Here is a 13581-nt window from a genome sequence, read left to right as displayed (position 1 = left end):
TACAACAATATTTACTATACTTATATATAAACGCCAAAATATATTAATAAAAGAAAAATATGGGTATTAAATATAATAGCACTAATTTAATTTATTTAAATTATGTTTCAAATAAATAAAAAATATAAATAAGGAGAAGAGTATGAAAAAGATTTTAAAAAAACTTTCAATAATGTATATGTTTATATTATTATTTTTTGCATCTACTACAGTGAATGCACTGGCATATCATAATGAAGATGAAGAACAATTACAGACAGATGCACTTGTTGAAAAACTAGAGCAACAAATTAAAAATCAAAAGACTAAAGCACAAGCATATTCTAAAAGTGGTTTTACAGTCGTCATAGATGCTGGCCATGGAGGGAAAGATTCTGGTGCAGCTAATGATGAACTTGGTTTTGAAGAAAAATGGCTTAACTTAGATATAGCTAGAGCGATTGAGAAAAGGTTAAAGGACAAAGGTGTTAATGTTGTAATGACTAGAAACTCGGATGTTTTTGTTGAATTAGCACAAAGAGCAGCTATAGCTAATGGTTTAGGAGCTGATTTATTTGTAAGTGTTCATAACGATACGCAAACAGGTAATGGAGATGGATCTCACATAATCCATTCAGTAACAGATAACAATGGTGGGATGAGCAAGACATTAGCAACTAATATAGGTAACAGCATAAAAAATAATACATCTCAAAATCTTAGAAAGTATAATCCGGTATGGTCGAGATATTCTTCAAATGGAACATCAGACTATTATGCAGTTATAAGACAAACAAAAATGCCTGCTGTAATAGTAGAACATGCTTATATGAACGCTAACGATATAAAAGCTGTTGATACACCAGAAAAAAGAAGAATAATGGGAACTGCTGTTGCAGATGGAATCTACAACACTATACAAAATAATTTTGGTGGATGGATGAAATATAAAGGAACATGGAGATACTATAATCCTCAGGACAAAACTAAGGCAGTAGGCTGGGAGTTAATAAACGGATTATGGTATTATTTTGATGAAAATGGAACTATGCAAACTGGCTGGAAAAGGATAAATAATATATGGTATTATTTAGACAACTCTGGAGCTATGCAAAGAGGTTGGAAAAAAATAAGTAATATATGGTACTATTTTGATGGTAGCGGGTCAATGAAAACAGGATGGCAGTATATAAATAGTAAATGGTATTACTTAGATAGTACTGGTGCCATGAAAACAGGATGGCAATACATAAAAAATACATGGTATTATTTAGATTCTGATGGAGCTATGCATATAGGATGGAAGCTAATAAATAATACTTGGTATTATATGGATAACACTGGAGCTATGAAAACCGGATGGTTAACTTTAGCTAATAAGAAATATTACTTAAGAGAAGATGGTTCTATGGTTATAGGTAGTGCAACTATTGATAACAAGACTTATATATTTAATCAAAATGGTGAATTAATATAGCATTAAGTTATATTAATAATCAATTATCGATTAAAATTAACAAAAATATGGTGTCAACAATACAAAAAACATACTATTAATTGAATATATTAGAACAATATGGTAAAATTAAATAAAAATGTTTTTAAATATTGGGGAGAATGAAGATGTATAAAAATTTTAAAGATATAGATAACAAACTACTGAAAACTGCTTCAATTGTAGGAATAGCAGGGTCGATATCATTAATTGGTAACGTTGCATCAGCAGATTCAGTAACCAATGTAGAAAATAATAGTGTACAGCATGCCAATGGATGGAGTCAAGAAAATGGCAAATGGTACTATTATGAAAATAATGCAAAGAAAACAGGATGGTTACAAGAAAATAATAAATGGTACTATTTAAAATCTGATGGAATGATGGCATCTAATGAGTGGCTAAGTGTAAATGGAACTTGGTATAGATTTTACACAAGTGGTGCAATGTACTCAAGTGAATGGTTCCTTGACAAGGATGGAACATGGTATTGGATGAAATCAAGTGGTGCTATGGCATCTAATGAGTGGTATCAAGATTCGAAAGGTGCTTGGTACTGGTTAAAGCCAGGCGGTAAAATGGCATCTAATGAAATATTAAAGATTAACAACGTATGGTATGATTTTAATAAGAGTGGTACATATATAACTAAAGATGCTTCAAGTATTGCAATAGTAAATGAATGTGATTTCTTGAATATAAGAAGTGGTCCGAGTAGTGATTATGACGTAGTTGGATCAGTTAATACTGGTAATTATCTAGAGATAATAGAAAGAGGTAGTAATAACTGGTATAAAGTTGAATATTCAAACTCTTTAACAGGATGGGTTAATAGCAAGTATATAACTCCTCAAGGAGAATATTATGAGGATAATACTGATGAAAGTACAGATGCGAGAGTACAAAATGTAATAAATATAGCTCGTAAACAAATAGGAAAACCGTATGTATGGGGAGCAGAAGGCCCTAGTTCATTTGACTGTTCAGGATTTACATCATATGCATACAAGCAAGGTGCAAATATAACATTACCAAGAGTATCTAGAGATCAGGGTAATTTTGGAACGGCCATAAGTAGGTCAAACTTAAAACCTGGAGATTTAGTATTCTTCGCTTCAAATGGAACAACTATAAATCATGTAGGTTTATATTTAGGAAATTCAGAATTTATACACTCTCCAAGACCGGGTGAAACAGTTAGAATAGACAAATTAACATCGAATTACTATAATAACAATTACTTTAGTGCAAGACGTGTTATAAATTAAATAATAAAAAATAAGTAAGGTTTTAACCTTACTTATTTTTTTGCTCTTAAATATAAAATTATAAAGATGATAAAATTTAAGTTAGCTTGAGAAATCTTTTTAATTAATTGTAAGTTTTTAGATAAATATTTATTATCACTTAATTTTATAGAGGATTTAAAATCGTCGGATTTTAGAATATCCATTGATATTTTATAGCTATCTTTTATATTATTTGAATTTTTTATTTTATAATCTGCTATTTGTATTAAGTTTGCAAAATTTCTTCCATTTTCAAATCTTAAATATTCTTCAGAATAAAAACCAAAAGTACTTAAATTTTTAAGTATAGCTTTTCGGCCATCTATAAAATTGTAAAATTTCTTATCGCTTATTTTAGACATTATACTATCTGGATTAATATTCATATAATGATAAAGTTTTTCTTTAGTTCCTACTACAGTTCTGGCCTTATCAAAGCAACGTATATTTAAGCAAAAATCTTCTCCAACTGTAATACTTTCATCAATTAATATATCATTTTCGATTAATATATTTTTTTTAAATATTTTATTCCAAATAGGAGCACCGCCTAGAGGCTCTCTTTTCGTATTCAAACAAGTTTTAAAAGAATTACGAATATCGCTATCTTTTAGAACTGTATCTGAATATTGATATTCGTATTCTCTTAATATATTACCGCTTAAATCTTTTTCAATAAAACCACAAATAGCAATATCTGCATTATTAGATATAGCTTTTTCATATAATTTTTTATACATATCTGGATCTATTAAATCGTCGGCATCTACAAATCCGATATACTCTCCATTTGCAGATAATATTCCATTATTTCTAGTAGCAGATACACCTTTATTTTCTTGATGAATAACTCTTATCTTATCTGATTTTTTGATATAAGAATCTAATATACTTTTACTGTTATCAGTAGAACCATCATTTATAGCTATTATCTCTATATTTTCAAGTGTTTGATTTAATATGCTATCTAGAGTATTTGATATATATTTTTCCCCATTATAAATAGGAACTATTATACTAATTTTTATGTTTGACATAGATTCCTCCTATTTAAATTTATTTTCTTTGAAAGATACTTTTTTTAGGACCTAAAAAATTCCTAAAAGAAACACTGCTTATAGCTAGTATTAATGTAAAGTTTAAACCAATATTAAATAAAATATTTTCTCCAAATGAATATATTAAAAATATTGAACATATAGCTATTATTTTAGCATTATTTTCTAATAAATTTTTACGCATATAGTAAGTATATAGTGCTAGTAAAAGTATAGTAAATATAACTCCATACAATACAAAAGAGAAAATATAAGAGTTATCTAAAGGATATGTTTCTCTAAGTGTATAGTAATGTGGGTTTCTAAATAATTTAATATTTTTAATATATATATCCCAAGATTCTGGTCTATGAGATAGTATTTCATTGAAGAAATTGTTATTTAAAAATTTAGCAGTAAAGAATGATAAAGCAGTTATTATTAACGGTAACAGTGTTAAAATAGAGGTTGCAAACTTGTTTTTCCTAATGTCAACTCTTTTAACTATCTCTATAAATAATAATATAGCAAGTATAGTTATAAGACCAGTTCTACTATATGTTTGAAAATAAATAACAAAAGAGGCTATTAAAAGCAAAATTCTATCATAAATATCATACTTGTCAAATCTTAAGTAAATATAACCAGCATATAATGGTAATGCCGCTAAAAATGGAGAATTTGGGTTACCGAATCCAAAGTCATTTCTTATAGAATCTCCTCTATAGTGAACATCAACTCCATTAGGTAAAATATTGAATGCATTTAATAAAATCATACCTAAGAAAAATATTGCTGTGATAAATAAATAATTTTTAACTAAATATTCATTAGATATTTTATTATTTCTACAATATACCCCCATTACAAAGAATGCAAGAAATAAAGAATTTCTTGTTAAAAGAGTTATGACTAGTCCGATTATTAAAAGTAATATTTCAGAAAAGTCCCATTTAATAAATAGTATTAAACTTATTAAAAATAATCTAAATCCCCATACACATACAAAGTTTATATTGTTTGGGATTTCTCCATTGAAATTAACTACGTATACAAAGAATAAATAAGACTTAGCAATTAAAATAAAGATAAGTGCGCTAAGTAATAAATATACAATTTTAGGATATTTAGTTTTTATATTATCAATAATCATAATGAATTGATTTGCTTTTATGACTAAATCAAGCTAATAATCATATTTTAGACAAAAAAGCTCTCTCCTTTCTTTTCCATAATAGTCATATAATATATTACTATAAATCCTTATAACAGTCTATATTTTAAAAAAGTATAATAAATTTATGTGATAATTTTATTCTTGCTTTAAATACATTAAATTCCTTTATTAGCATTCATTGACTAGCATATTTTCTTTATGTATACTCTATATTGTAAGTCTTTGTAGAAAACTGAAGAAAAAAATAAAATAGGGGGAATGAAATGAAGAAGGTACAAGCGATAATTTTATCATTATTAATGATATTTACAACTTTTAGTGTAGAAGCTTCTGCAAGTAGCTCTGAAGAAATGAGAGCAGCATGGATATCTACAGTTTATAATATGGATTGGCCATCAACAAAAAATAATCAAGCTCAACAAAAGAAAGAGTATATCGATTTATTAGATAAATTAAAAGGATCAGGTATAAATACAGTTGTAGTTCAAGTAAGGCCAAAAGGTGATGCGATTTATAAATCAAGCATAAATCCATGGTCAGAGTATTTAACAGGAACTCAGGGAAAGGATCCAGGATATGATCCACTTCCATTTTTAATACAAGAAGCTCATAATAGAGGTATGGAATTTCATGCATGGTTTAATCCTTATAGAGTGACAACAGATACAACAGACTTAAATAGACTATCATCTAATCATCCAGCTAGAAAACATCCAGACTGGGTTTTAGAGCATAACAATGGAAAGTATAAGGCTTTAGCATATAATCCAGGTTTACCAGAGGTAAGACAACATATAGTGGACTCAGTGTCAGAGGTAGTTAAAAATTATGATGTGGATGGCGTTCATTTTGATGATTATTTCTATAGAGATGGAATGAATGATAATGCAACATATAATAAGTATGGAAATGGAATGAGCAAGAGCGACTGGAGAAGAGAAAATGTAAACTCTTTATTAAGAGAAGTAAAGGCATCTATAAAAAATATTAATCCAAATGTTGAATTTGGTGTTAGTCCAGCTGGAATATGGAGAAATAAATCTAGTGATGCTACTGGATCAGATACAAGAGGTCAAGAAAGTTATTCAGATCATTTTGCAGATACAAGAGCATGGATAAGACAAGGTCTTGTAGATTATGTAGTACCACAAATATATTGGCCCATAGGAAATTCAGCTGCTGATTATTCTAAATTAGTTAGTTGGTGGGCTAATGAAGTAAAAGGAAGTAATGTAGATTTATACATAGGACAAGGTGTATATAAAAGAGGACAAGCTGATTATAGTTACCAAGATGTAGCGGGAGAAATAAAACAACAAGTATCTTTAAATAGAAAATATAGTACAATAAAAGGTAGTATGTATTTCTCAGCTAGAGATATAGTCAATAACAGTCAATTACAAAATGACATGAAAGAACTTTACAGTTCACCATCAAATCAGCCTAAATGGATAAAAGAGAATAATAACTGGTATCTGATAAAATCAAATGGAAGTAGAGCATCAAACGAATGGGTATTGGTAAATGGAAAATGGTATAGATTCGAATCAAGTGGAAGAATGTTAGAAAATCAATGGTTCAAAGATTATAATGGAACATGGTATTGGTTGAAATCAGGAGGAGCAATGGCTTCAAATGAATGGGTATCATTAAGTGGAACGTGGTATAGATTTGAATCAAGTGGAAGAATGCTAGAACACCAATGGTTCAAAGATTATAATGGAACATGGTATTGGTTGAAATCAGGAGGAGCGATGGCTTCAAATGAATGGGTATTAGTAGGTGGAAAATGGTATAGATTTGAGCCTAGTGGAAGAATGCTAGAAAATCAATGGTTTAAAGATTATAATGGATGGTATTGGTTAAAATCAGGAGGAGCGATGGCTTCAAATGAGACTTTAATAATAAATGGAATAACATACAAATTCCTACAAGATGGAAGACTAGTATAGAAAAAAGCTACTGTTTAAGTAGCTTTTTTTATTTAGATTATAAAAAACTTCTTAAATTATTATTAATAACTTAAGAAGTTTTTATTTTTATTTTAATTTAGGATTATCTTCAGGCATTATATTTAAGAATATAAAATCATGTAATATATCTAATGAATCAGGAACAAATTCAAGTACCCATCCAGTTTGATGGTTTATTATATGACCAGTACTGTGAACGTCATCATCTATAGGGAATTCCATTTGTTTTAATTCATTATTACCTATACTTAATACTTTACCACCTAAAGCTATTATTTCAGTTGGCTTCATGTTAGTTTTAAGGTAAGGTAGTATAGTATCAATTAAACTTGGGTATTTAGTTACAGGTAAATCTTTAACACCGTTGATTAAACCTTGTATTACATTTCTTTGTCTTCTATCTCTTTCAAAGGCAGAATCATTCTTTCTTATACGAGAATACGATAATAATTGATATCCATTAAGTGTTTGAACACCTGGATTTTCTATAAGTTTCATAGGTCCTTTATTAGGATTAGTATTCCATTTATAAGTATCCCATTTTATAAACTTATTCATTTCTGCAATTTCATTTTGTTGAACGTCAACACTTACTCCACCTAAAGTATCTACTATATCCATAAATGAGTAGAAATCAACTGTAGCATAATTTTGAATATCTAATTCAAAGTTTTTCTCAATAGTTTCAATTAATAAACTTTCTTGACCATATACATAAGCGTGAGTAAGCTTTTGTTTACCATGTCCTGGTATATCAACATAAGTATCACGAGCTAATGAAGTAAGTTTAAGACTTTTATTCTTACCATCTATAGTAAGTATCATCATTGCATCGGATCTAGAAGAAGTTTCTCCAGGTCTTCCATCAGTTCCTATTAGAAGAACGTTAGTTATTCCGTTTTCTGCCCTATAATTATTTTTACCTAATATATTTTTATCTACACTGGAATCATGTATACTATTTAATTTCATATATACATAACCAAAAGCCGCCGCTGGGAAGGCTACAACAAGCACAGCTAGAACTATTACTAGCTTTTTCAACTTCGACAAAATAATCCCTTCTTTCTTTTATTTTTAGAATAATATACTTATTATATTAGAGTATTACAATATATTCAATACTAAACTTTTACAAAAATAGTATAACTTACATTTGCTTAATATTTATAACAAATTACATCTAAGATACATATTAATAATAAAGACTAATATGATAAGGGGGATCTATATGTTATCCATTGACAAAATTGTTATAGATGAAAGTACAAGTTTAGTAAAATGTAATTTATCCTATCCAATTATAAATGAAGAAAGTGTATATAGCAATATAATAAATCTAATAAATAATGTTGTATACGAAGACATAATAACATTTAAAGATGTAGCTAGTGATGAAGCAAATATAAATATATTTACTTTAACTGAAAATATATTACATGTAATAACCGAGTATAGAGTCACTTTAAATAAAAATAATATTATTAGTATACCTATAGAATTCTCACAACTGCTAGGATTATACGATATTACTTATATTAATTGCTATAATTATGATCTAGACAAATCTAAGAAAATAAAATTATCTGATTTATTTAATGGTGATAAAGATTATATAAAAATAATAAATGATAAATTATATCGAAAATTTCAATATTTAATAAAAAGATATAGTCCTGAAGATATACAAAAAAACTTTCAAGGAATATGTAGTGAACAAAATTTCTATATAGAAAAAGATGGAATTGTACTTTGTTTTTCTAGTTATGAGATAAGTAAAAGTATTTCTCATGTAGTAGAATTTAAATTATTATTTTCAGAATATGAGGAAATTCTAAGTGAATATACCATTAATAATATATGGAGTTAGGGCATATAAGGTTACTATACAGGGAGGGGATAAGATGAAAAACTTAAATGAATATGACAGAGAAAAAGCTGTTAGCTATGCACGTAAATGGGCATTATCTTATAATCCAATGTATAAAAATTATGAAAATTATGGCGGAGATTGTACTAATTATATATCGCAGTGTATAAAAGCGGGCAATATACCATTTGATAATTTTGGAACCAATGTAATACAAAAATGGTATTGGTATAGTGATGAAGTAAGAACACCTACATGGACAGCTGCAGAACCTTTCTACAAATATATAATAGGAAATAATACAGAAAATAGTTATAATTTTGGAATTTATGCAAGGATAGCTAATTATAATGAACTTGAATTAGGTGATATAGTCCAGTTAGTGTTTGAAGGCAAAGCATACCATACAATGATAGTTACAGATATAATATTAGATGGAGAATACTTACTAGATTACCTTATATGTCAGCATACTTATAATTTAAAGGATTATCCCTTAAGCTTAAAACAGGGTGAAAAAAGATATATAAAAATACTTGGATATTATTATTAGTAAAAAAAAATACTTCTATAACTTGAGTTATAGAAGCATTTTTTATTTTAATAAATTATAAAGTTCACTAGAATTAAATGTTTGAATATTACTAATAAATAAAACTTCCTTAATATTAGGATTTTGAGAAAGATATTTTTTTACATCTATATGATAATATCTAGGATCTACAACATGAATTTTTTTATAGTTAGAAGTTAAAAAAGGAATAAAGCTATGAGCAAATGAATCTTTGAAAACTAAAATTTCATTATTTTTATTAGTATTTCCTTCTATTACAGCAAAAGCAGGATCACCATGTAGGAAAAATTGATACTTATTTTTCCCTTTTAATCTATCATTATCATAAAGAGTGTTAAAATTTTTAGTAAAATCAATTGATACCTTAAAATTATTGAATTGATTATATGCGTATAAGTCATCACCTTTTATATTGGGAATCATAGCCTTGGAGTAATAAGTTCCATAGAAATTACTAGAAACTTTATTATATCCATCATAAATTGAATTTATAGAGATATTTTTATTGTATAAATCCTCATAAGCTATTCTAGCTCCAAGCTGAGTCCAATGGTGATCTGTATTAAAATATATAGGTAAATCAGTATATTTTTTTAATATATTATAAGGTGAATAAAATTTAATAAAATTGTTATAGTCATTCTTTGAATTTATATTAGATAATTCTTCTACCTTTAAATTTATGTAATCAAGAGTATGTTTTTGATCATCGCTTATAGTCCAAGAAGGAAGAGCATCTTTATAAAAAGCAATAGATGTAGGTATAACCATAAGTGTCGACTTTATTTTATAATTATCATGGAAATATTTAGATAAAATTGTTGCCTGGCAAATATTTTTGTCTATTATATTATTATTATATATAAATTTATCCATATATTTCTCATCATTACTTATATATACATCTCTAAACTCCCTTACTCCTATAATATAAGAATAAGCATTTTTATATTTTATAAATTGATTTCTATAAGGAAATTGATCAGAGCTATATTTATCAAAATTATTCATAAAGCTTTTGTCTTGTATATTTTTAAAGCTCAATTTGGGTAATTGTGTAAGTATTTTATTTTCAATTTCACTAATTTTTTTATCTGGTGTAAACAAAGTAATTATAGGTACAGTGAAGATAAATGTGAAAAACAATATAATAGTAAAATATTTTAAAAAATTATTAAACATTTTTTCTCCTCCTGTTAAAATCTAAAATATAAAAATGGATTAAAAGATGAATCTATCAAAAATGCAGTTGATAATATTAACCCAGAGATTAATGTTATAAACCTTAATAATTTAAATTTATTTAACTGATTTTTTATAAAAGGTGTAGATGCCATGATAGCAAAAACTAATAGAAAGATATTTGGTACTAAGTAATAGTAGAAAGTTTTATCAATTAAAATATTATTAAAGCTAAACATGGATTTAAAGTAATTAAACATATCCATTATGTTAGTAATATCAAAAATAACAAAACTTATTATAACTAAAAACATAACATAAATATGATTAACAAACTTTGGGATTTTATTTAGTAAATTTAATAGGAATAGTTTCTCTAAAATTAAAATTAATCCAAAATAAAGTCCCCATATAATGAAGTTGAAACTAGCGCCATGCCATAATCCTGTTAAGAACCATACCACAAATATATTGAAAAACCATCTTGACTTTGAACATCTATTACCCCCTAAAGGAATATAAACATAGTCTCTAAACCATATGCCTAAAGATATATGCCATCTTCTCCAAAATTCAGTAATAGACTTTGATATATAGGGATAGTTAAAATTTTCTAAAAAATTAAAACCAAAAACTTTACCTAATCCAATAGCCATATCAGAGTAACCGGAAAAATCGAAGTAAATTTGAAGTGTAAAACAAATGATACCAAGCCAAGCTGTAAATGTTGATATAGAATTTGATGGCAAGAACTTTATATTAGTCCAAATAATGCCTAGATTATTAGCTAAAATAACTTTTTTAGAAAGTCCTAAAATAAATCTATAGATTCCATCGTAGACTTTATCTATACTGTGAACTCTTTGATTTAGTTGTGAAGCTATATCAGAATATCTTACAATTGGTCCAGCTACTAACTGAGGGAATAGGGTAACAAAAGCACCTAAAGAAATAATGTTTTTTTGAATAGGAGCTTCATTTCTATAAACATCAATAGTATAGGACATAGTTTGAAATGTATAAAAGCTAATACCAATAGGCAATGCTATATTTAATAAATCGAAGTTAGTATAAAATACATCATTAAATATAGATATAGCAAAGTCGGTATATTTAAAAAATGCCAATACACTTAAATTTATTGAGATAGAGCAAATTAGTGCTAATTTTGATTTTAAAGTACCTCTATATTTATCTATTAATATTGCATTTATATAGTCAACTATACAAGAAAATAGCATTACTAAAATATAAATAGGTTCACCCCATGCATAAAAAATCAAACTAAAGCCTAATAAAATAAAATTTTTAAATTTATTTGGAGATAAGAAGTAGCAAAATAAAGCCAAAGGTAGAAAATAAAATAAAAATGTAATACTGCTAAAAACCAAAATATCACCAACCCCTCAAAAATAAATTTATATAAGCTATACTGTATTGTAAATTTAAGCGTATTTCACAATACTATGTACATATTTAAATTATATATAATTTAATCAAATGAAAAGATGTTTTAAAATAGTCAAATGAATGTATTTTAAAACATCTTTAAAAATTTATTCTATAATTTCTAAAATTTTAGATTCAATATCTTTAGCATTTTTAGTAGCTATAAAGTAAACATAATTACCCTTACTTTCTAAAATAGAATTATTTACAGCATCTACGTTTTCTTCTCCACCGTACCCATCACCAAATAGCTTTAAAGAGTTAGATTTATAATCTTCTATTGCTTTTTTTACAGAATCTACATCATCTGTCTTAACTACAAATACATCTTGTAATTTTACATTTATAAGGGCTTGAATTACAAAGCCTTCTTTAATTTTATCCTTTACCTTTTCGAATGCATGGAATTCTTTAGCATCAATATCTGCGATAGGTTGTATAGGTAAAAGTGACTCAGTATTTATTGCAGATTTGATGTCACTAACAGGAATATCCTTTACTTCACTTTTTTTAGAACATCCTATTAAACCTAGCGTTAATATTAAAGCAAACAATAATATTACTGACTTTTTCATAAGAACCTCCTAGTAATTACTTATAATATATAAAACCATAAATTTATAATTACAGATATATAACTTGCATCCGTGATGTAAAAAATGTAAAATTTATAAAATTATGGCAACTATTAATTATTAGTCTACTATATTTTTTTTATTAAAGCAATCAATACAATAAACTATATTATTAATTATTATTTGATAAACATGGAGTAATATTCTTAAAAAATGTAAATAATCACCAATATAGAGAGGTGAAAATATATGAGAATACCAAAACATGTAGGTATAATACCAGATGGAAATAGAAGATGGGCTCAAAATCAAGGAATGACAAAAGAAAAAGGATATGAAAGTGGATTGGATCCAGGTCTTTATGCATATAGACAGTGTAGAGATTTAGGTGTAGATGAAGTTACTTTTTATGGATTTACTACAGATAACACAAAAAGACCATCATATCAGACTGAAGCATTTACAAAAGCATGTGTAGATGCAGCAAACTTACTTATAAATGAGGGTGCAGCTCTTTTAGTAATAGGAAATACCAAATCGCCAATGTTTCCAAAGGAGTTATTACCATACACTAAAAGATGTGAGCCAAAAGAAGGGCAAATAAAAGCAAATTTATTAGTTAATTATGGATGGCACTGGGATTTAAATACTTTGGCTGAAGCTCAACAGGTAAATAAGAATAATATACAAGAAAACATACAGTCATTTGATATTTCGAGATTAGATTTAATTATAAGATGGGGAGGACGAAGACGTTTAAGTGGATTTTTACCAGTTCAATCTATTTATGCGGATTTCTATGTTGTTGATGACTACTGGCCTGCATTTAATGAAAATCATATACCAGATGCTTTTAGCTGGTACAACAAACAAGATATAACATTAGGAGGATAAATTTAAATTTTTAATAACAAGATATATATAATAATAGATGACATATGTTGAAATATCCCACTTTAGGTGATAAAATACACTTATTGT

Annotated in this window: 12 protein-coding genes; 6 read left to right on the top strand and 6 right to left on the bottom strand. The window is 27.1% G+C overall.

All coding sequences use genetic code 11. The features are described from left to right. The first annotated feature begins 142 nt into the window (after positions 1–142). A complete protein-coding gene (locus BLP75_RS18405; RefSeq protein ID WP_092726337.1) occupies positions 143–1456 on the top strand; it encodes an N-acetylmuramoyl-L-alanine amidase in 1314 nt (437 codons plus the stop codon). 146 nt (positions 1457–1602) lie between these two features. After that, entirely contained in the window at positions 1603–2742 is a 1140-nt protein-coding gene (locus BLP75_RS11860) for a C40 family peptidase (protein ID WP_170139182.1), read from the top strand. 32 nt (positions 2743–2774) lie between these two features. On the opposite strand, the gene BLP75_RS11855 is transcribed toward BLP75_RS11860, so the two are convergent. Together BLP75_RS11855 and BLP75_RS11850 are read right to left on the bottom strand one after the other, a co-directional pair. Further along, on the bottom strand, positions 2775–3800 hold the full coding sequence (locus BLP75_RS11855; protein ID WP_092726334.1) for a glycosyltransferase: 1026 nt from the start codon (positions 3798–3800) through the stop codon (positions 2775–2777). A gap of 19 nt (positions 3801–3819) precedes the next feature. Continuing rightward, positions 3820–4953: a hypothetical protein gene (locus tag BLP75_RS11850; RefSeq protein ID WP_092726332.1), complete on the bottom strand. Its 1134-nt coding sequence runs from the start codon at positions 4951–4953 to the stop codon at positions 3820–3822. A 287-nt stretch (positions 4954–5240) separates the two neighbouring features. Between BLP75_RS11850 and BLP75_RS11845 the strand changes: the two genes are divergently transcribed. Next, a complete protein-coding gene (locus tag BLP75_RS11845; protein ID WP_092726331.1) occupies positions 5241–6929 on the top strand; it encodes a family 10 glycosylhydrolase in 1689 nt (562 codons plus the stop codon). A gap of 87 nt (positions 6930–7016) precedes the next feature. Here the strand turns inward: BLP75_RS11845 and BLP75_RS11840 are convergent, their stop codons facing one another. Beyond that, on the bottom strand, positions 7017–8003 hold the full coding sequence (locus BLP75_RS11840) for an LCP family protein (RefSeq protein ID WP_092726329.1): 987 nt from the start codon (positions 8001–8003) through the stop codon (positions 7017–7019). A 178-nt stretch (positions 8004–8181) separates the two neighbouring features. Here BLP75_RS11840 and BLP75_RS11835 point away from each other — a divergent pair, with 178 nt between their 5' ends. Together BLP75_RS11835 and BLP75_RS11830 are read left to right on the top strand one after the other, a co-directional pair. Continuing rightward, complete coding sequence (locus BLP75_RS11835) at positions 8182–8820, top strand: DUF3298 and DUF4163 domain-containing protein (protein ID WP_170139181.1); 639 nt, start codon at positions 8182–8184, stop codon at positions 8818–8820. 34 nt (positions 8821–8854) lie between these two features. Continuing rightward, on the top strand, positions 8855–9373 hold the full coding sequence (locus BLP75_RS11830) for an amidase domain-containing protein (RefSeq protein WP_092726452.1): 519 nt from the start codon (positions 8855–8857) through the stop codon (positions 9371–9373). A 42-nt stretch (positions 9374–9415) separates the two neighbouring features. On the opposite strand, the gene BLP75_RS11825 is transcribed toward BLP75_RS11830, so the two are convergent. The 3 genes from BLP75_RS11825 to BLP75_RS11815 form a co-directional block, all read right to left on the bottom strand. Further along, on the bottom strand, positions 9416–10576 hold the full coding sequence (locus tag BLP75_RS11825) for a DHHW family protein (RefSeq protein ID WP_092726325.1): 1161 nt from the start codon (positions 10574–10576) through the stop codon (positions 9416–9418). 14 nt (positions 10577–10590) lie between these two features. Then, complete coding sequence (locus tag BLP75_RS11820) at positions 10591–11967, bottom strand: MBOAT family O-acyltransferase (RefSeq protein ID WP_092726323.1); 1377 nt, start codon at positions 11965–11967, stop codon at positions 10591–10593. Positions 11968–12132: 165 nt separating this feature from the next. Then, entirely contained in the window at positions 12133–12600 is a 468-nt protein-coding gene (locus BLP75_RS11815; RefSeq protein WP_092726321.1) for a DUF4358 domain-containing protein, read from the bottom strand. A gap of 249 nt (positions 12601–12849) precedes the next feature. Here BLP75_RS11815 and uppS point away from each other — a divergent pair, with 249 nt between their 5' ends. Beyond that, positions 12850–13494 carry a polyprenyl diphosphate synthase gene (gene uppS, locus BLP75_RS11810; protein WP_092726319.1) on the top strand — a complete coding sequence of 215 codons (645 nt, stop codon included), beginning with the start codon at positions 12850–12852 and terminating at the stop codon, positions 13492–13494. The last annotated feature ends 87 nt before the right edge of the window (positions 13495–13581 follow it).

Origin of the sequence: Romboutsia lituseburensis DSM 797 (assembly GCF_900103615.1) — a bacterium.
Lineage (GTDB): Bacteria > Bacillota > Clostridia > Peptostreptococcales > Peptostreptococcaceae > Romboutsia_F > Romboutsia_F lituseburensis.
The sequence above is the reverse complement of the archived record's forward strand: the minus strand, read 5'-3'. Positions and strand labels throughout refer to the sequence as shown.

Excerpts from the sequence above, each read along its gene's own strand:
- BLP75_RS18405 (WP_092726337.1), top strand. The coding sequence starts at position 143 with ATGAAAAAGATTTTAAAAAAACTTTCAATAATGTATATGTTTATATTA.
- BLP75_RS11860 (WP_170139182.1), top strand. The coding sequence starts at position 1,603 with ATGTATAAAAATTTTAAAGATATAGATAACAAACTACTGAAAACTGCT.
- BLP75_RS11855 (WP_092726334.1), bottom strand. The coding sequence starts at position 3,800 with ATGTCAAACATAAAAATTAGTATAATAGTTCCTATTTATAATGGGGAA.
- BLP75_RS11850 (WP_092726332.1), bottom strand. The coding sequence starts at position 4,953 with ATGATTATTGATAATATAAAAACTAAATATCCTAAAATTGTATATTTA.
- BLP75_RS11845 (WP_092726331.1), top strand. The coding sequence starts at position 5,241 with ATGAAGAAGGTACAAGCGATAATTTTATCATTATTAATGATATTTACA.
- BLP75_RS11835 (WP_170139181.1), top strand. The coding sequence starts at position 8,182 with ATGTTATCCATTGACAAAATTGTTATAGATGAAAGTACAAGTTTAGTA.
- BLP75_RS11830 (WP_092726452.1), top strand. The coding sequence starts at position 8,855 with ATGAAAAACTTAAATGAATATGACAGAGAAAAAGCTGTTAGCTATGCA.
- BLP75_RS11825 (WP_092726325.1), bottom strand. The coding sequence starts at position 10,576 with ATGTTTAATAATTTTTTAAAATATTTTACTATTATATTGTTTTTCACA.
- BLP75_RS11815 (WP_092726321.1), bottom strand. The coding sequence starts at position 12,600 with ATGAAAAAGTCAGTAATATTATTGTTTGCTTTAATATTAACGCTAGGT.
- uppS (WP_092726319.1), top strand. The coding sequence starts at position 12,850 with ATGAGAATACCAAAACATGTAGGTATAATACCAGATGGAAATAGAAGA.